18 protein-coding genes and 2 riboswitches are annotated in these 17,991 nt (G+C 68.1%); of the genes, 11 read left to right on the forward strand and 7 right to left on the reverse strand.

Annotated features, from left to right (window positions below; all coding sequences use genetic code 11):
• Positions 1 to 35 precede the first annotated feature (35 nt).
• The 10 genes from ACFPOB_RS05790 to ACFPOB_RS05835 all read left to right on the forward strand — a co-directional run bounded on the left by ACFPOB_RS05790 (position 36) and on the right by ACFPOB_RS05835 (position 9,111).
• Positions 36 to 428, forward strand: coding sequence for a thioredoxin family protein (locus tag ACFPOB_RS05790; protein WP_377796637.1), 393 nt, complete (start codon positions 36 to 38; stop codon positions 426 to 428).
• 10 nt (positions 429 to 438) lie between these two features.
• Positions 439 to 1,161, forward strand: coding sequence for a cytochrome c biogenesis CcdA family protein (locus tag ACFPOB_RS05795; RefSeq protein ID WP_377796639.1), 723 nt, complete (start codon positions 439 to 441; stop codon positions 1,159 to 1,161).
• Between the two features lie 93 nt (positions 1,162 to 1,254).
• Positions 1,255 to 1,752, forward strand: a complete 498-nt coding sequence (locus tag ACFPOB_RS05800; protein ID WP_377796641.1) for a DUF721 domain-containing protein — start codon at positions 1,255 to 1,257, stop codon at positions 1,750 to 1,752.
• 82 nt (positions 1,753 to 1,834) lie between these two features.
• Complete coding sequence (locus tag ACFPOB_RS05805) at positions 1,835 to 2,455, forward strand: DsbA family protein (RefSeq protein WP_377796643.1); 621 nt, start codon at positions 1,835 to 1,837, stop codon at positions 2,453 to 2,455.
• Positions 2,456 to 2,707: 252 nt separating this feature from the next.
• Positions 2,708 to 6,163 (forward strand): chromosome segregation protein SMC, encoded by a 3,456-nt coding sequence (gene smc / locus ACFPOB_RS05810; protein ID WP_377796645.1) that lies wholly within the window; start codon positions 2,708 to 2,710, stop codon positions 6,161 to 6,163.
• Between the two features lie 317 nt (positions 6,164 to 6,480).
• Positions 6,481 to 6,855 (forward strand): AtpZ/AtpI family protein, encoded by a 375-nt coding sequence (locus ACFPOB_RS05815; protein ID WP_377796647.1) that lies wholly within the window; start codon positions 6,481 to 6,483, stop codon positions 6,853 to 6,855.
• 48 nt (positions 6,856 to 6,903) lie between these two features.
• Complete coding sequence (locus ACFPOB_RS05820; protein ID WP_092155598.1) at positions 6,904 to 7,650, forward strand: F0F1 ATP synthase subunit A; 747 nt, start codon at positions 6,904 to 6,906, stop codon at positions 7,648 to 7,650.
• 62 nt (positions 7,651 to 7,712) lie between these two features.
• On the forward strand, positions 7,713 to 7,940 hold the full coding sequence (locus ACFPOB_RS05825) for a F0F1 ATP synthase subunit C (RefSeq protein ID WP_091831801.1): 228 nt from the start codon (positions 7,713 to 7,715) through the stop codon (positions 7,938 to 7,940).
• A 125-nt stretch (positions 7,941 to 8,065) separates the two neighbouring features.
• Positions 8,066 to 8,620 carry a F0F1 ATP synthase subunit B gene (locus tag ACFPOB_RS05830; protein ID WP_377796649.1) on the forward strand — a complete coding sequence of 185 codons (555 nt, stop codon included), beginning with the start codon at positions 8,066 to 8,068 and terminating at the stop codon, positions 8,618 to 8,620.
• An 8-nt stretch (positions 8,621 to 8,628) separates the two neighbouring features.
• A complete protein-coding gene (locus ACFPOB_RS05835; RefSeq protein ID WP_377796807.1) occupies positions 8,629 to 9,111 on the forward strand; it encodes a F0F1 ATP synthase subunit B family protein in 483 nt (160 codons plus the stop codon).
• A gap of 93 nt (positions 9,112 to 9,204) precedes the next feature.
• Here ACFPOB_RS05835 and ACFPOB_RS05840 read toward each other — a convergent pair whose 3' ends face one another.
• The 7 genes from ACFPOB_RS05840 to ACFPOB_RS05870 form a co-directional block, all read right to left on the reverse strand.
• A complete protein-coding gene (locus ACFPOB_RS05840; protein WP_377796651.1) occupies positions 9,205 to 10,515 on the reverse strand; it encodes a L,D-transpeptidase family protein in 1,311 nt (436 codons plus the stop codon).
• 130 nt (positions 10,516 to 10,645) lie between these two features.
• Positions 10,646 to 12,220, reverse strand: a complete 1,575-nt coding sequence (gene gcvPB, locus ACFPOB_RS05845) for an aminomethyl-transferring glycine dehydrogenase subunit GcvPB (RefSeq protein ID WP_377796653.1) — start codon at positions 12,218 to 12,220, stop codon at positions 10,646 to 10,648.
• A complete protein-coding gene (gene gcvPA, locus ACFPOB_RS05850; protein WP_377796655.1) occupies positions 12,220 to 13,560 on the reverse strand; it encodes an aminomethyl-transferring glycine dehydrogenase subunit GcvPA in 1,341 nt (446 codons plus the stop codon). Before gcvPA ends, gcvPB begins: the two co-directional genes overlap by 1 nt.
• A gap of 124 nt (positions 13,561 to 13,684) precedes the next feature.
• Positions 13,685 to 14,059 (reverse strand): glycine cleavage system protein GcvH, encoded by a 375-nt coding sequence (gcvH, locus tag ACFPOB_RS05855; RefSeq protein WP_377796657.1) that lies wholly within the window; start codon positions 14,057 to 14,059, stop codon positions 13,685 to 13,687.
• Positions 14,060 to 14,085: 26 nt separating this feature from the next.
• Positions 14,086 to 15,234 carry a glycine cleavage system aminomethyltransferase GcvT gene (gene gcvT / locus ACFPOB_RS05860; protein ID WP_377796659.1) on the reverse strand — a complete coding sequence of 383 codons (1,149 nt, stop codon included), beginning with the start codon at positions 15,232 to 15,234 and terminating at the stop codon, positions 14,086 to 14,088.
• Positions 15,235 to 15,293: 59 nt separating this feature from the next.
• A riboswitch (glycine riboswitch) is annotated at positions 15,294 to 15,391 on the reverse strand.
• 4 nt (positions 15,392 to 15,395) lie between these two features.
• A riboswitch (glycine riboswitch) is annotated at positions 15,396 to 15,495 on the reverse strand.
• Between the two features lie 75 nt (positions 15,496 to 15,570).
• The gene (locus tag ACFPOB_RS05865) at positions 15,571 to 16,188 is read right to left on the reverse strand and encodes a hypothetical protein (protein WP_377796660.1); all 618 of its coding nucleotides are present in this window, start codon (positions 16,186 to 16,188) and stop codon (positions 15,571 to 15,573) included.
• The gene (locus ACFPOB_RS05870) at positions 16,185 to 16,694 is read right to left on the reverse strand and encodes an invasion associated locus B family protein (RefSeq protein ID WP_377796662.1); all 510 of its coding nucleotides are present in this window, start codon (positions 16,692 to 16,694) and stop codon (positions 16,185 to 16,187) included. Before ACFPOB_RS05870 ends, ACFPOB_RS05865 begins: the two co-directional genes overlap by 4 nt.
• A gap of 373 nt (positions 16,695 to 17,067) precedes the next feature.
• Between ACFPOB_RS05870 and coxB the strand changes: the two genes are divergently transcribed.
• Positions 17,068 to 17,949, forward strand: coding sequence for a cytochrome c oxidase subunit II (gene coxB / locus ACFPOB_RS05875; RefSeq protein WP_377796664.1), 882 nt, complete (start codon positions 17,068 to 17,070; stop codon positions 17,947 to 17,949).
• Positions 17,950 to 17,991: the final 42 nt, after the last annotated feature.

The raw sequence follows: 17,991 nt of genomic DNA on the forward strand, positions 1-17,991 counted from the left end.
GCACGCATCCGACGAACCAATTCGGGATCGCTTTCATGATTTCTCGCCGCCGCGTCCTCGCCGCCGCATGCGCCATTTCCGTCATGCCTATCGGCGTATCCGCCGCCGACGATATCCGGCCGTTCTCGCAAGCGGATTTCGGCGCCGCGCAGAAAGCCGGCAAGCCGATCCTGGTCGAGATCCATGCCGGCTGGTGCCCGACCTGCAAGGCGCAGGCGCCGATCATCTCCGAACTGCGCAAGGAGCCGCGGTTCAAGGACCTCGTCGTCTTCCGCGTCGACTTCGACAGCCAGAAGGAGGCGGTCCGGCAGTTCGGCGCTCGCCAGCAGAGCACACTGATCGCCTTCAAGGGCAGCGCCGAGACCGGGCGTTCGGTCGGCGACACAAGCAAGGCCTCGATCGGCAGCTTGCTGGCCAGGGCGATCTGAGGCTGGCGTCATGGCCATCGGCAGTCTCGGCCTCGCCTACCTCGCGGGCATCCTCTCCATCCTCTCGCCCTGCGTCCTGCCGTTGCTGCCGATCGTGCTTGGCTCGGCCGCCGCCGAGCACCGCCTTGCCCCGGCGGCGCTGGCCGGCGGCGTGGTGATCTCCTTCGTCGCGATCGGCCTGTTCGTCGCGACGATCGGCTTCGGCATCGGCCTGAATGCCGACGTCTTCAGGATCGCCTCCTCGATCACGATGATCCTGATCGGGCTCGTGCTGGCCTCGCCCGCCTTGCAGGTCCGGGTCGCGGCCGCCGGCGGACCGGTCAGCGACTGGGCCGAACGCAACCTTTCCGGTTTCTCGACGCGGGGCGTCGGCGGCCAGTTCGGCGTCGGGCTGCTGCTCGGCGCGGTCTGGAGCCCCTGCGTAGGCCCGACGCTCGGCGCCGCCTCTGTGCTGGCGGCGCAGGGCCGCGATCTCGGCCAGGTCGCGGCGACGATGGCGCTGTTCGGACTGGGTGCGGCGACGCCGCTGCTGATTCTGGGCTCGCTCTCGCGTCAGGCGCTAATGCGCTGGCGAGACCGGCTGGCGCGCGGCGGCAAGGGCATCAAGATCGCACTCGGCCTCGTCCTGGTCGTTGTCGGCGGGCTGATCCTCACCGGCTACGACAAGCGTCTGGAAGCGGCCCTAGTCGAGGCGTCGCCGCAATGGCTGGTCGAGTTGACCACGCGCTTCTGAGATCGGCCCGGCCATAAAGGCCTCGCCGTGACAGTCGCGCTCGATCACGGTCGAACGCTTGCGTGCCCGTCGCTCCCCGGCGCACACTGGGCCATGGTCGCAAAACCCCTCGCCGAGTTGATCGACGACTGCCTTGCGCCTGCGCTCGCCGCGCAGGGCTTCGCCGGGCGCTCGGTCGTTGCCTTCTGGCCGGAGATCGTCGGCGAGCGGCTGGCGCAGCGCACGCGGCCGCTCAAGATCGACTGGCCGCGACGGCGCGGCGCGCCGGGTGAACTGTCGGAACCGGCAACGCTGGTGGTGCGCGTCGAAGGCGCCTTCGCCCTGGAGATGCAGCAGCTCGGCCCGCTGGTGCTGGAGCGGGTCAACAGCCATCTCGGCTGGCGCGCCGTCGGCAAGCTGGTGCTGAAGCAGGGGCCGGTCGCGCCCCCGCTCGCGCCGAAACCCGCCCCACCGCCCGATCCGGCGGCTCTGGCGCGGATCGATGCGCAGGTCGCAGGCGTCGAGAGCACCGAACTGCGCGAGGCGCTGGCTCGGCTCGGACGTGGCATCGCACAGCGGCGCCAGGCCGCAGGCGACGACACGGCTTCGTGAGCGGGAAGCGGCGAACCGATCTTGCCACAATCCTGATGGCGACTATGGTCCGCGCAACTACTTCGCCATCAGGGATCGTCTCATGACCAGCCGCCGCCAGGTGTTGATCGGCTCCGCCGCCTTGGCCCTCTCGCCGCTTCTCGCCAGCCAGGGGGCATTCGCCCAGACAGCTCCCGGCGTCGCCAATCCGCTCGGCGATGTCTGGCTCGGCAGCCCCGATGCGAAGGTCTCGATCATCGAATACGCCTCGCTGACCTGCAGCCACTGCGCCACGTTCCACAAGGACACGTGGCCGGCACTGAAGGCGAAGTACATCGACACCGGCAAGGTGCGCTTCGTGCTGCGCGAGTTCCCGCTCGATCCGCTCGCCACGGCCGGCTTCATGCTGGCCCGCTGCAACGGCAACGACAAATACTACCCTCTGACCGACCTGCTGTTCGCGCAGCAGCGCAACTGGGCCTTCACCGAAAAGCCGGTCGATGCGCTCTCCAGTATGGTCAAGCAGGCCGGTTTCACACAGGAATCTTTCGAGGCCTGCCTGAAACGTCAGGACATTTACGACGCTGTCACGCAGGTTAAGGACGGTGGGGCCAAGGCTGGCGTGGACTCCACCCCAACCTTCTTCATCAACGGGCAGAAGCGCTCCGGTGCACTCAGCCTCGCCGAATTCGACAAGATCCTCGAGCCGCTGCTCGGCAGCTGACGCGCGCGTTCCCACCATCGCCGTCATTCCGGGGCTTCGCATAGCGAAGAGCCCGGAACCCATGAACACGACGCCATTCCAGTCTCGTCATGCTCGCCGGTGTGGCGAGCATCCGCGTCTTGAACACCTCCCTCGAAGAACGCAGGCGTGGATGGCCGGAACAGGTCCGGCCATGACGGAGACGGCGGTGTTCATGGATTCCGGGCTCACGCCTACGGCGTGCCCCGGAAAGACGGCGGCGGAGGCGCGTCGATGCAGCTGACGCGCCTCAAACTCACCGGCTTCAAGACCTTCGTCGAACCGACCGAGTTCCAGATCGAGCCGGGGCTAACCGGCGTCGTCGGTCCCAATGGCTGCGGCAAGTCCAACCTCGTCGAAGCCCTGCGCTGGGTGATGGGCGAAAGCTCGTTCAAGAACATGCGCGGCTCGGGCATGGACGACGTCATCTTCGGCGGCTCGTCCGAGCGCCCGGCCCGCAACATGGCCGAGGTCGCCCTCACCCTCGACAACAGCGACCGCAAGGCGCCTGCCGCCTTCAACGACGCCGAGGTGCTGGAGGTCACGCGCCGGATCGAGCGCGAGGAAGGCTCGACCTACCGGATCAACGGCAAGGAGGTGCGCGCCCGCGACGTGCAGCTCCTCTTCGCCGACGCCGCGACCGGCGCGCGCTCGCCGGCGCTGGTGCGCCAGGGCCAGATCAGCGAGATCATCTCTGCCAAGCCGCAATCGCGCCGCCGCATCCTCGAGGACGCCGCCGGCATCGCCGGGCTGCACAGCCGCCGGCACGAGGCGGAGCTGCGCCTCAAGGCCGCCGAGGACAATCTCAACCGGCTGGAAGACGTGCTCGCCGAGATCGACGGGCAGGTCGAAGCCCTGCAACGCCAGGCGCGCCAGGCGACGCGCTATCGCAATCTCGCATCGGACATCCGCAAGGCCGAGGCCGTGCTGGCGCTGATCGCCCATCACGAGGCGCGCACGCAGGAAGCAGTGGCCGAGCGCGCCCTCGAAGCGGCGGTTCGCGAGGTCGCCGACAGCACCGGCGTGCAGGCCGAGGCGGCACGGCTGCAGGCGATCGCGGCACATGCTTTGCCGGAGCTGCGCGAGAGCGAGGCGGCCGCAGCCGCTGCCCTCGTCAGGCTGAAGCGCGGCCTCGACGAGATCGAGGCCGAGAACCGGCGCACCAAGCAGCGCACCGAGGAATTGGCCAAGCGGCTCGCCGAATTGCAGGGCGACCTCGCCCGGCAGGACAGCCTCGGCAAGGATGCGAACGAGAACCTGTCGCGATTGACAGCCGAGGATGAGAGCCTGCGGCTGGAAGCCGAGGCCGCAGCAGGCGGCAGCCAGGCCGCGGCAACCGAGCTCGCAGAGGCTGAGAAGGCGCTTGCGGCGGCGGAAGCCGAGCATGCCGCGGTGCAGGCAAGGCTATCGGAACTGGCCGCCCGGCGCGGCGCACTCGAACGGGCGCTGCGCGAGGCCAGGGAGCGCGAGGCTCGCCACGCGGCGGAGCGCGAGCGGCTGCAGCGCGACCAGGCAACGCTTGATGCCGACGGCACCGCCGCCTCGCTCGACGGACTGCGCAGCACGGTCGCGACCGCGGAAGCGGCGATGCAGAGCGCGGATGCCGCCACCGGCACAGCGCGCAGCGCCCTCGCCGCAGCCCGCGAGGACGAAGCGCGCTTGCGTGGGCCGGTCGCGGAAGCCGACCGCAAGGCGCAGCGCCTCGAAACCGAAGTCCGCACCTTGCAGAAGCTGCTCGCTCCGGCATCGGGTGGGCGCTGGCCGGCGATCCTCGACTCGATCGCTGCCGCCAAGGGCTACGAGACCGCGCTCGGCGCGGCGCTCGGTGACGATCTCGACGCCTCCGCCGATACGGGCGCACCGGCGCATTGGTCAGAGAGCGGCAGCGGCGAGAGCGACCCTGCCCTTCCGGACGGTGTCGAGCCGCTCGCCAGCCATGTGCGCGGACCGGCCGCGCTCGGTCGGCGGCTGCGCCAGATCGGCGTCGTCGCGCGAGCGGATGGCCCGGCTTTGCGGCCGAAGCTGCTGCCGGGCCAGCGTCTGGTCTCGCGCGAAGGCGACATCTGGCGCTGGGACGGCTTCACCAGCGCGGCCGAGGCGCCCTCGCCCGCCGCCCGCCGGCTCGCCGAGAAGAATCGACTCGGTGATCTCGAACGCGAAGCCCAGGCGGCGCGCGAAGCCTCCGAGGCGGCGCGCGACGGGCTCGACCAAGCGAGCGAGCGCACCAAGGCGGCCGCCCAGGCCGAGACCAAGGCGCTGGAGGCGGCCCGCGAGGCGCGCCGAAATCTCGACCAGGCCCGCGAGCGGCTGGCCCAGGCCGAGCGCAAGGCCGGTGAGACGGCCGCCCGCCGCTCGGCCCTGACCGAGGCGATCGGCCGGCTCGGCCAGAACATCGCCGATGCGCAGGCCCAGGCCGAGACCGCGAATCGGGATGTCGCCGGGCTCGCGCCGGCGCCCGAGCTGGAGAGCGCCCTGCTCGCCGCCCGGGCCGAACTGGGCGAGCAGCGTGCGGCGGCCTCCGAAGCGCGGGCGCGGGTGCAGACGCAAGGGCGCGAGGCCGAGTTGCGCAGCCGCAGGCGCGAGGCGATCGCCCAGGAGCTGCGCGCTTGGCGCGAGCGGTCGACGGCGAGCGAGCAGAGCGCTGCGGATACGCGCAAGCGAATCGAGACGACGGCGGCCGAGCACAAGGCGCTGCTGGAGGCGCCGGACACCTTCCTGGTCGAGCGTCGCCGGCTCCTGGCCGAGATCGAGACCGCCGAGGGCGCCCGCCGCACCGCCGCCGACAAGCTCGCCGCCGGCGAAGTCGCGCAGGCGGAGGCCGATCGGCAGGCGCGCGCGGCACTGGAAGCGCTGTCGGCGACTCGCGAGGCCCGTGCAAGCGCAGAAGCCAGGCTGGAGGCGGCGCGCCAGCGCCTCGCCGATGTCGTGCGACAGGTCGTCGACGGGCTGGAAACCGAAATCGCCGGCCTGCATCAGCTTGCCGGGCTGAAGGTCGGCGATGCGCTGCCGGATGCCGAGGATGTCGAGCGCCGGCTCGGCGGGCTCAAGGCCGAGCGCGAGCGGCTCGGTGCGGTCAACCTGCGCGCCGATGACGAACTGACCGAGGTGCAGGGCAAGCGCAGCGGCCTCGCGACCGAGCGCGACGACCTGACCGAGGCGATCCGGCGCCTGCGCCAGGCGATCGGCGCGCTCAATCGCGAAGGAAGGGAGCGGCTTCTTGCCGCATTCGAGATCGTCAACGGTCATTTCCAGCATCTGTTCGGGGTGCTGTTCGGCGGCGGCACGGCCGATCTCACGCTGGTCGATTCGGAGGACCCGCTTGAAGCCGGCCTCGAGATCATCGCGCGCCCCCCGGGCAAAAAGCCGCAGGTGATGACGCTGCTTTCCGGCGGCGAGCAGGCACTGACCGCGACGGCGCTGATCTTCGCGGTGTTCCTCACCAACCCCTCGCCGATCTGCGTTCTCGACGAGGTCGACGCGCCGCTCGACGACGCCAATGTCGAACGCTATTGCGACCTGCTCGAGGAGATGGCGCGCAACACCTCGACGCGCTTTATCCTGATTACCCACAACCCGATCACCATGGCGCGCATGGATCGCCTCTTCGGCGTCACCATGGCCGAGCGCGGCGTCAGCCAGATGGTCTCGGTCGACCTCGCGACGGCAGAACGCATCCGCGAGGCGGTCTGACATCATTGCCGCGGCGCACAAGAATCATTCCGAGCGCTCTGCTCCACTCTAAAATCATTTTATTTTTCAAGGGATTAATCACAGATCACCCGGCTTGACACCATATGACCCCGTCAATATGGTGCGCGCGATTTTTCCGGGCGGCGGGGCTTCTTCACCGCACGGAGCAATCGGCACTCCGATGAGCGCCCGCCACCGTGATCCAGCTACGGATCGATCGGCCCGGCAGCGCAAATCAGCGACAATTCCGGTATTGTCCGGCTCTCCAGAGGGAACCGAGCACGGAAGGGTCGTGTCATGACGACGGTCGAGCGACAATGACGGGCCAGGACGGAAAGAGTTCGGGCCCGGAGCGGCCCGCGGACAAGGATGCGAGCCTGGAAAGCCGGCTCAAATCCCTCGACGCGGGGCTGAAGCGTGCGACCAACCAGACGGAAGCCGAGATCCGGCGCGAAGCCACCCCCTCCGATTCCAGCGGAATTGGCCAGGCGATGCGGCTCTCCACGGAATTCGTTGCCGGTATCATCGTCGGCGGCGGGCTCGGCTGGGCCGTCGACAAGTGGCTCGGGACGGCGCCCTTCGGGATGATCGTCCTGCTGATGCTCGGCTTCGGCGCTGGCGTGATGAACGTCGTGCGCGCAGCGGGCTTGATGAAATCGCGCACTGACGATAAGTCGGGCGCGCAGAACTGAGGCTCGGTCCCGAAAGGGGCCGTCTTATGGCAGGAACAAGGGCGAGAGATGGCTGGTCCGATCGAACAATTCGAGATCAAACCGATCGTGTCGCTCGGCAAGATCGGCGGAAGCGAGATCGCTTTCACCAATTCCGCGCTGTTCATGGTCGCCGCCGTCGCCATCATCGTGCTGCTGTTCGTCTACGGCACGCGCAATCGCTCGCTGGTCCCGGGCCGGCTGCAATCGCTGGCGGAGATGGGCTACGAGTTCGTCGCAAACACGGTGAAGGACTCGGCCGGCCATGACGGCATGAAGTTCATGCCGCTGGTGTTCTCGCTCTTCATGTTCGTGCTGGTCTGCAACATGCTCGGCATGATCCCGGGCGCCTTCACCGTCACCAGCCATCTGATCGTCACCGCCGCGCTCGCCGCGCTCGTTATCCTCACCGTCATCATCTATGGCATCGCCAAGCACGGCGCCCATTTCTTCGGCCTGTTCGTGCCCAAGGGCGTGCATCCGCTGATGCTGATCATCCTGGTGCCGATCGAGGTGATCTCCTTCGTCTCGCGCCCGATCAGCCTGTCGGTCCGTCTCTTCGCCAACATGCTGGCCGGCCACATCGCGCTGAAGATCTTCGCTGGCTTCGTGGCGACGCTGCTCTTCGCCGGCGGCTGGGCCATCCTCTCGCCGCTGCCGCTCGTGCTGACCATCGCGCTGATCGCGCTGGAGTTCCTGGTCGCCGGCCTCCAGGCCTATGTCTTCGCCGTGCTGACCTGCATCTACCTGCACGACGCACTGCACCCGGGCCACTGAGCGGCCCTGGTCTTGAAGTTCACCCCTCGACTGTCACAACTGTCCCCCTAAGGAGCATTTCCATGGATCCCGTCGCAGCCAAGTACATCGGCGCTGGTCTCGCTTGCCTCGGCATGGCCGGCGCGGGCATCGGCCTCGGCAACCTCTTCGGCCAGTTCCTCTCGGGCGCCCTGCGCAACCCGTCGGCGGCCGATGGCCAGCGCGGCACCCTGCTGCTGGGCTTCGCGCTGACCGAGGCGCTCGGCATCTTCTCGCTGCTGATCGCGCTGCTGCTGCTCTTCGCGGTCTGATCGCGAACGCTACCCGAGCCTGCCGGGCGGCGAGGTCCTTGCGGACGTCGCGCGGCGGGCTCCCGCCTCCCTTCCCTATCGCCGTGCGAACCATCCGGGCTCGCGCGGCCGGATGAGGTTCAGTGATGGCAGCGCCAGCCACGACCACCGGAACGACCGCCCAGGGCGGCGCGGCTCCCGCCCATGGCGGCGGCTTCCCGCCGTTCCAGGGTGAAACCTTCGCCTCGCAGCTGCTTTGGCTCGCGATCACCTTCGGCTTCCTCTACTGGCTCGCCGCCAAGGTCATCGTGCCGCGCCTCGGCGGCATCCTCGAGGACCGCGCCAACAAGATCGGCAACGATCTCGACGAGGCGGCCGCGATGAAGGCCAAGGCCGAAGAGGCCGGCCAGGCCTATGAGAAGTCCCTTGCCGAGGCCCGCGCCAAGTCGCAGGCGATCGCGCAAGAGACGCGCGAGAAGGTCAATGCCGACAGCGCCGCGCGGCGCAAGACGGTCGAGGCCGATCTTGCCGCCAAGCTCGCCGAGGCCGAGACCAAGATCGTCGCGACCAAGACCGAGGCGATGAGTCATGTCGAGGCGATCGCCGCCGACGCGGCCGGCGCCATCGTCAGCCATCTGACCGGCACCGCTCCGGCTCCGGCCGACGCCGCCAAGGCGGTCAAGACCGCGCTGGGAGGCTGAGCATCATGTTGGCCAATCCAACCTTCTGGGTTCTCGTCGCGACCGTGATCTTCCTCGCCATGGCGGTCAAGATGGGCGCTCTCAAGGGCCTTACCGGCGCGCTCGACGCGCGCGGCGAGCTCGTCGCCCGTGAACTCGCCGAAGCCCGCCGCCTGCGTCACGAGGCCGAGCTGCTGCTCGCCGAGTACGAGGGCAAGCGCAAGGCGGCCGAGGCCGAGGCCGAGGCGATCGTCGCCAACGCCAAGGACGAGGCCCAGCGCCTCGCCAAGGACGCCGAGGAGAAGCTCGCGGAGTTCGTCACTCGGCGGACCAAGTCGGCCGAGGACAAGATCGCCCAGGCCGAAACGCAGGCGACCGCCGAGGTCCGCGCCGCCGCCGCCGAGGCTGCGACGCGCGCTGCCGAGGTCATCCTGCGCGGCCAGGTCGCCGGCAAGGCCGGCGCCGACCTGATCGCGGCCGGCCTCAAGGATGTCCGCGCCAAGCTCAACTGAGCATTCGGCGCCATCACGCAGAAACAAGAACGCCGCGGTCTTCGGACCGCGGCGTTTTTTGGCTTGTGGCCGGAGCGAGCCGGGAGCCCTGCCCTACTGGATGGCGACCGCCGTTCCTGGAGGGGGGAGCGGCGTCGTCGCGGGCGCCGTCGCGGCCTTCGGAGCAACGGGGCGGACGACAGGCTGAGGCAGCTTCGCGGCGGCCGGGGCGGGCGCCGGCGTAACGGCGAGTTTCGGCTTCGGCCGGCGCGGCTGGATCGTCGAGGTCATGATGCCCTGCGGTGTGTCGAGCCCGTAGATGTCGTCGCGGAACTGCACCAGCCCTTCGGCGTCCTGCCAGCCGGTCATGTAGACCCAGGCGACCGGCACGGACTTCTTGAGCGTGATGTTCTTGCGCTCGCCCTTGGCGATCTCGGCCTCGATCGCCGGCTGGGTCCACTCCGTCCCTTCCAACAACCAGGCCGCGAGGTCGCGCACGCCCTCGATGCGGGCGCAGCCGGAGGAGTTGAAACGGACATCATTGCGGAACAGCGACTTCTTCGGCGTGTCGTGCATGTAGACCGCCTCGCCATTCGGCATGTCGATCTTGAGCTGTCCGAGCGAATTGGTCGGGCCCGGCTCCTGCCGCACGTAGAAATAGGGGTTGGTCAGGTTGGCCCAGTCGACGCTGGCCGGATCGATCTCGCGGTTCTCGGCGCCGAGCAGCTTCATGTTGGACTTGGCGATGAAGTCCGGCTCCTTCCGCATCTTCGGGATGATGTCGGCCTTCACGATCGACATCGGCACCGTCCAATATGGATTGAGGTTGACCGAGGTGATGTTGGCCTGGAGCACTGGCGAGGGCCGGTCGGGCCGGCCGACCACGGCGAGATGGCGGCGCTGGACCACACCCTTCTCCACCGCCTCGGCACTGGCGCCGGGGATGTTCACGACCACATAGCGGTCGGTGAAGCTGAAGCCGTTGCCCTTGAGCCGCTCCAGCGTCGCGGTGAGCTGGTTGAGGCGTACTTCGACCGGCACGTTCAGCGCCTTCAGGGTGAGGCGACCGACCGTGCCGAGCTCGGACAGGCCATGACGGCGCTGGAAACGCTTCACCGCGGCGACGACAGCCTCATCGTAGAGATCACCCGGCAGCGCATCGGGCGGCAGGTCGCCGCTGAGCATCAGCCGCTGCTTCAGCAGCGCCACATCCGGCCCTTGCGAATCGGGTTTCAGAGCCGTCGCCGAATTAGGGATCTTCGGCCAGCCGCCGCGGCCGGCGATGTCCTCATGCGTGATCAGGGCCTCGAGCGTGCGGTCATAGGTCTTGGGGCCATAGCCCGGCTCCTCGGCGCGGGAGGCCGAGAGCATCGCCGCGAAGGAGATCGCGGCGGTGAGCACATGGCGAAGGCGAACGCGATACATCGGCGAGCTTCCAAGGCGCGAGGATACACGCCGTCGGAAGCTTCCCTCGCATATGGTCAAGGAAGCCTTAAGGCAGCCGGCTCAAGTGACGAAGGGGCAGGAACAACCGGCCCTGCCCTCTCGCCAGGTGTTACTCCGCCGCTTCCTTCACGGGCGCAGGCTTTTCCCATTTCAGCACCGGCTGGCGTGCGGCCCTGGTCTCGTCGAGGCGGCGCATCGGGGCGTGATGGGGAGCTGCGGTGAAGCGGGTCTTGTCGTTGCCCTTGGCGGCGATGGCGAGGTCGCGCAGCGTCGCGATGAACAGGTCGAGCGAGGCCTTCGATTCGGACTCGGTCGGCTCGATCAGCATGGCGCCGTGGACGACGAGCGGGAAATACACCGTCATCGGATGGTAGCCCTCGTCGATCATCGCCTTGGCGAAGTCGAGCGTGGTGACGCCGGTGCCCTTCAGCCACTCGTCGTCGAACAACGCCTCGTGCATCGAGGGGTGATCCGGGAAGGGCAGCGACATCAGGTCGGCGAGGCCGGCGCGGATGTAGTTGGCATTGAGCACCGCGTCTTCCGAAGCCTGCTTCATGCCGTCGGCGCCATGGCTGAGCATGTAGGCCAGTGCCCGGACATACATGCCCATCTGGCCGTGGAACGCGGTCATGCGACCGAACGGGTCGCTGCCCTCGGGCGCATCGGCCTTGTGCTCGACGAGACGCGACTTGCCGCCCTCGACATGGATGAACGGCACCGGCGCGTACGGCGCCAGCCGCTCCGACAGCACGACCGGGCCTGCGCCTGGGCCGCCGCCGCCATGCGGGGTCGAGAAGGTCTTGTGCAGGTTGATATGCATGGCGTCGACGCCGAGATCGCCCGGGCGCGCCTTGCCGACGATCGCGTTGAAGTTGGCGCCGTCGCAGTAGAAATAGGCACCTGCCTCATGCATCGCCGCGGCGATCTCGACGATCTGCGGCTCGAAGATGCCGCAGGTGTTCGGGTTGGTCAGCATGATCGCGGCGACGTCGGGGCCGAGCAGCGCCTTGACGTCCTCGACCGCGACGGTGCCGTCCGGACGGGCCGGAACGGCCTTCACCGAGAAGCCGATCAGCGCCGCGGTCGCCGGATTGGTGCCGTGAGCCGATTCAGGCACGAGCACGACAGTGCGGGTCGCGCCCTCGCCCTTGGCGGCGATCGCGGCCTTGATCGCCATCATGCCGCAGGCTTCGCCATGGGCGCCGGCCTTGGGCGACAGCGCCACCGCCGGCATGCCGGTCAGCGTCATCAGGTAGCGGGCGAGCTCGAGCATGACGTCGAGCGCGCCCGGCACGGTCGATGTGGGCTGCAGCGGATGCACGTCGGAGAAGCCCGGCAGCCGCGCCACCTTCTCGTTGAGGCGGGCATTGTGCTTCATCGTGCAGGAGCCGAGCGGGAAGAGCCCGGTATCGATGCCGTAGTTCTTCTGGCTGAGGCGCACATAATGGCGCATCGTCTCCGGCTCGGAGAGGCCAGGCAGGCCGATCTCACCCTTGCGGGCATGCTTGCCGAGGCGGCTCTTGAACGGCGCCGGCTCGTCGATGTCGACGCCGGTCGTCTCGTGATGGCCGATCTCGAAGATCAGCGGCTCGATCTGCTGGAGGGCGCGGTTACCGGTGAAGGTCTCGTGGACCTCGGCGGCAGCCTCGCCGGCCTGGGTGGGACGTCCCTGACGGTTCAGCATCACAGCACCTCCGCGAGCGCCGCCACGAAGGCCGCCCGATCGTCATCCGTGTTCACTTCGGTATTGGCGACGATCAGCAGATCGTCGAGCCCGGCGCCCGGCAGCAGGCGCGAGGCCGGCACGCCGGCCAGAATGCCCTTGGCGGCGAGCGCCTCGACCACCTCGGCAGCGGGCTTGGAAAGCTTCACGGTGAACTCGTTGAAGAAGCTCTCGTTCAGGACCTCCGCGCCCTTCACGCCGGCGAGCGCGTCGGCGAGCCTGACCGCATTGGCGTGGTTGACCTCGGCGAGCCGGGTCAGCCCGGCCTGGCCGAGCAGGGTCATGTGGATGGTGAAGGCCAATACACAAAGCCCGGAATTGGTGCAGATGTTCGAGGTCGCCTTGTCGCGGCGGATGTGCTGCTCGCGGGTCGAGAGCGTCAGCACGAAGCCACGGCGGCCATCGGCATCGACGGTCTCGCCGCAGAGCCGGCCCGGCATCTGGCGGACATATTTCGACTTGGCGGCGAAGAGGCCGACATAGGGGCCGCCGAAGTTCAGGGCGTTGCCGATCGACTGGCCCTCACCCACGACGATGTCGGCGTCCTGCGCGCCCGGCGGCGTCACGGCGCCGAGCGAGACGACCTCGGTGAAGACCGCGATCAGCAGCGCGCCATAGGCATGGGCCTTCTCGGCGATCGGCTTGAGATCGCGCAGATTGCCGAAGACGTCGGGCGACTGCACGACGACGCAGGAGACGCTGTCGTCGATGGCAGCGAGGATGTCCTCGCTGGCGCGAACGTCGGGCTTCAGCGCCACGACCTCGTCATTCGCCATCTCGGACAGGGTCTCGACGACCTGGGTGTAGTGCGGATGCAGGCCGCCGGAGAGCACCGCCTTGCGGCGGCGGGTGACGCGATGCGCCATCAGCACCGCCTCGGCCGTGCCGGTCGAGCCGTCATACATCGAGGCGTTGGCGACCTCCATGCCGGTCAGTGCCGCGACCTGGGTCTGGAATTCGAACAGGTATTGCAGCGTGCCCTGCGCGATCTCGGGCTGGTAGGGCGTGTAGCTGGTCAGGAATTCCGAGCGCTGGATCAGGTGATCGACCGTCGCCGGGACATGGTGCTTGTAGGCCCCTGCCCCGACGAAGAACGGCACCGAACCGGCCGCGGTGTTCTTCGCAGACATCCTGCCGAGGATGCGCTCGACCTCGAGCTCGCCCTTGGCGCGCGGCAGATCGAGCGGCTGCTTCAGCAGCTTGCCGTTCGGCACGTCGGAAAACAGCGCCTCGACGTCGGATACGCCGATGCGCGCGAGCATGTCCTCGCGGTCGGTCTCGGTCAGGGGGAGATAGCGCATGGAGGTTCCTTGAATGGCGTCATGCTCGGGCTTGACCCGAGCATCTCTTCGACCAGTGCCTTCTCGTCCGGAGATTCTCGGATCTCCGCTGCGCTCCGTCCGAGAAAGACGCGCTCGCGACGGCTCAGAGCGTCTTGACGTAGTCCTGGTACTCGGCTTCGCTCAGCAGGCCGTCGAGCTCGCCGGTGTTCGCCAGCTTGATCTTGACGAACCAGCCCTTGCCGGCCGGATCCTCGTTGACCGTGCCGGGCGCAGCTTCCAGCTCGCTGTTGACGGCGACGACCTCGCCGGAGACCGGCGCATAGACCTCGGACGCCGCCTTGACGCTCTCGACGACGGCGGCTTCGCCGCCCTTGCTCAGCGCCTTGCCGACGGTCGGCAACTCGACGAAGACGACGTCGCCGAGCTGGCCCTGGGCGTAGTCGGTGATGCCGACGGTGCCGGTGTCGCCCTCGATGCGGATGTATTCGTGGTCCTTGGTGTAACGGGTCTCGGCCATGGTTTCCTCCGACGAAACAGGTGGGTTCAGCGCTTGTAGCGATTGGGGACGAAAGGCATCGCGGCGATGGTCGCCGGCAGCGGCTTGCCGCGCACGATCAGGTCGAGCTTCGTGCCGGGAGCGGAGTGCTCCCTGGCGACATAGCCCATGGCGCAGGGGCCGTTCAGGGTCGGGCCGAAGCCGCCCGAGGTGACCTTGCCGACGACGGTGCCGTCGGCGGTGGCGATCTCGGCGCCCTCGCGGGCCGGGGCCCGGCCTTCCGGCAAGAGGCCGACGCGGACGCGCGAGACGCCCTCGGCGAATTCGCTCTGAATGCGGGCCGCACCCGGGAAGCCGCCTTCCTCGCGCCGGCGCTTCTGGATCGACCAGTTGAGCGCCGCCTCGACCGGCGAGGTCGTGGTGTCGATGTCGTGGCCGTAAAGGCAAAGCCCGGCCTCAAGACGCAGCGAATCGCGGGCGCCGAGGCCGATCGGCTTGACCCTGGGATCGAGCAGGAGCGCGTCCCAGATCTCGCCGATGCGGTCAGCCGCGGCGGAGATCTCGTAGCCGTCCTCACCAGTATAGCCGGAGCGGCTGACATTGGCCTTGACGCCACCGAGCTTCAGCGTGCGCAAGGTCATGAAGCCCATCTCGGCGGCCTCGGGATTGAGCGCCGCAAGCGCCTCCTCAGCCTTCGGCCCCTGCAGCGCGATCAGGCCGCGATGCTCGGCCTTCACCAGCTTCACATCGGCCGGCAGCCGCGCCTCGATATGGGCGTAGTCTTCGGTCTTGCAGGCGGCGTTGACGACGAGCAGCAGCGCGCCGTCCTCGTCCGGATCGGCCGAGCGCGTCACCATCAGGTCGTCGAGGATGCCGCCCTCCTCGTTCAGCAGCTGCGAATAGCGCTGCTTGCCGGGCGGCAGGTTGACGATGTCAGCCGGGATCAGCGCCTCGAGCGCCCGGGCCGTGGTCTCGTGGTCGGGCCCGACGAGGAAGGCTTGGCCCATATGCGAGACATCGAACAGGCCGGCGCTTTCGCGCGTCCAGTTGTGTTCGGCCATGATGCCGGCCGGGTACTGCACCGGCATGTCGTAGCCGGCGAACGGCACCATGCGCGCGCCGAGCGTGACATGGCGGGCGTGCAGCGGCGTCTTCAGCAGCGGCTCGGTGCTTGCAGTCTCGGCTTCGGCAGCCATGGCATCCCCTCAACAGAATCGAGCGCGAACCCCGGACAGAATCGTCCGGAGCGCGCCCCCTCTGTCTCGGGACCTGAGAGATTTCCCCACTGGGCCGAAGCCTCAGCGGGTTACCCCCGTCGGTGGGCGGGCTTCAAAAGCCCGCCGCTTTCCAGAGCGCCAATTCCCACGCGGTCCGTTTGCCTGAGCGTTTCCGGGGCGGTTGCGCCTTCGGCGCCGGGTCCGGACAAGTCCGGCCCCGGTCTCTCCCGCGGGGATGATGCGGCTGAGCCAGCAATAGACGAGCGGGAGGCCGAGTCAATCGGCCTCCTGCCTCAGTTTACGGCAGCGTGCCGCTTACCGCCGCCGGCGCCGCGCCGGCTCGCCGCCGCCATGGCTCAGGCCGACAATGATCTCGACCTCCCCGGAGCCGGCCGGAACCGAGATGTTGCTCTCGACATGCGAGAAGTCAGCTCCGGTCTGGCCACTCGGGATCGTGCCTCCCACGCGGGCGCTGCGGCGCGCGATTACCTGGTTGTTGCGCATGACCTGGGTGATCAGCGTCGCGCCGTAGCTTCCGGGGCCGCCGGCCGGGCCGACCAGGATGCGTCCCTCGGCACCAACCTTTAGCGTGAAAGCGCCGTCCTTTCCGACCGGCGTGCACTCGCGCGCGACCGTGGTGATCGAGACCTGGCTGCGCAGGCTGCCGCTGTCCGGCCCCGATTGGGCGCGGATCGCGGCGCCGCCGTCGGCGATGATCACTTGCGGACAGATGAAGTTGACGTCGTCATCGGTCGGCAGCTGGTTCACCGGCGGCGGCGTCGTCGACTGGAACATCAGGATATTGCCGAGCTTCTGCGCGGAGCTGGGCTCGCCGGTGCTGGACGAACCCGAGGAACCACAACCGGCGAGCGTCAGCGCCAGGGCGGCAGGCAAGGCAAACCGGCCAACGCGGCCAGACAGGCGATCAATCACGGCAAAGCCTCCACACCGGGACCGAATCCGTTGAGCGAAACCGGAATTCCGACCCCTTCCTCCGGCGTCTGAAACACGATGAATGTGGCGCTCTTACCGCTCTTGAGCTGGCCGAGCAGGGTATCGTCCATCACCACCTCGGCGACGCAGCCGGTGGTCAGGCAGCGCACGAAGCCAGCGCGGCCAATATCCTTGTCGTCGATCTTGAGGCCGAGGCCGGACGGCAGCAGTACGCCGAGCGGGGCGACGACGCGCAGCAGACGGCTTTTCTGGTCGGCCGTCTTCAGCACGATGACGAGCAGCGTCAGATTCGGGCGATCCTCGGCGGCGACATTCTGCACGAGCGCGCATTGCTCGGCCTTGGCGCCGGGCGGCGTCTCGCAGCGCATCTGCCAGTCGCCATGGGTCGAGCGCACCGCGCCTTGCGCAAGGGCCGGCGCGACCGAGAGCCAGCCGCAGCCGAGGACGGCGAGCGCCGCGGCCACGGGACCGATGATTGAGCGCATCCCTGTCCTCCTCTTCCAGGCATGGGAATGCGCGCATGCCCATGCCGAACGGCGCCCCCGCCATACGAGAGTGCGTTCCGACCATGCGTCCTGATTCCTGTCAAGGCGAAGGATCGCGTGCGCTTGCGCAACGAACTCGCCCTGGACTCGCGGAGAGCGGCGACGACCGGCTGCCCGGCACCCATGCACTTGTCGCGTACTTATGCCGCACGGGCTGCGCCACAGCCTGTCATTGCCCCACTGGCGCAAGCGTGATCTTTGATTTATCGCAATGCCGAAGAACCGGGGTGGCCAGACGTGGCCGTTCCGGCGCGCGCCTGTCTTAAGCTGACGAAGGCGGATCGCGCGGCATCAAAGGAGCTATGTCGGACCGATGCGATTTGTGACCACTCCTCTCAGGAACGCGCTGGCGGCCCTCGCGGCGGCGCTCGTAGCGTTTTCGCCGGCCGTCGCATCGGCCCAGAACGGCATGCCGCAGCCCTGGGAGATCAATCTCCAGCCGGCCAATTCCGAAGTGATGACCTTCATCCACTGGTTCCACGACTGGGTGAACGTGCTGATCTTCATCATCACGATCTTCGTGCTGGCGCTGCTGGTCTATGTCGCCTGGCGCTTCAACGAGAAGGCCAACCCGGTCCCCTCGAAGACGACCCACCACGCTCTGCTCGAGGTGGCCTGGACGATCATCCCCGTCCTTATCCTCGTCGTGATCGCGATCCCCTCCTTCCGCCTGCTCAAGCTGCAGCTCGAGATCCCGCAGGCCGACATGACCGTGAAGGTCACCGGCAAGCAGTGGTACTGGTCCTATGAATACCCGCAGGATGGCGGCGCCTTCGGCTTCGATTCGCTGATGCTCGACGAGAAGCAGCGCGCCGAGGCGATCCAGTCCAAGAAGATCGCCGAATCCGAGGCGCCGCGCCTGCTCGCCGTCGACAACGAGGCGGTCGTGCCGGTCGGCAAGGTCGTGCGCGTGCAGGTCACCGGCGCCGACGTCATCCACAAGTTCGCGCTGCCGGCTTTCGGCCTGAAGATCGACGCCATTCCCGGCCGCCTGAACGAAACCTGGTTCAAGGCCGACCGCGAAGGCATCTTCTACGGCCAGTGCTCGTTCATCTGCGGCCAGAACCACGCCTTCATGCCGATCGCCATTCGCGTCGTCAGCCAGGAGCGCTACACGGCCTGGCTCGCGGAAGCGAAGCAGAAGTTCGCCAATGCGGCCGACGCCACCAGCAAGGTCGCCGAAGCGACCCGCTGAACCCGACATTCTTGAAAGAACTCACGCGAACGGCATTCGCAG

Source organism: Allobosea eneae, assembly GCF_042657265.1.
Classification (GTDB): domain Bacteria; phylum Pseudomonadota; class Alphaproteobacteria; order Rhizobiales; family Beijerinckiaceae; genus Allobosea; species Allobosea eneae.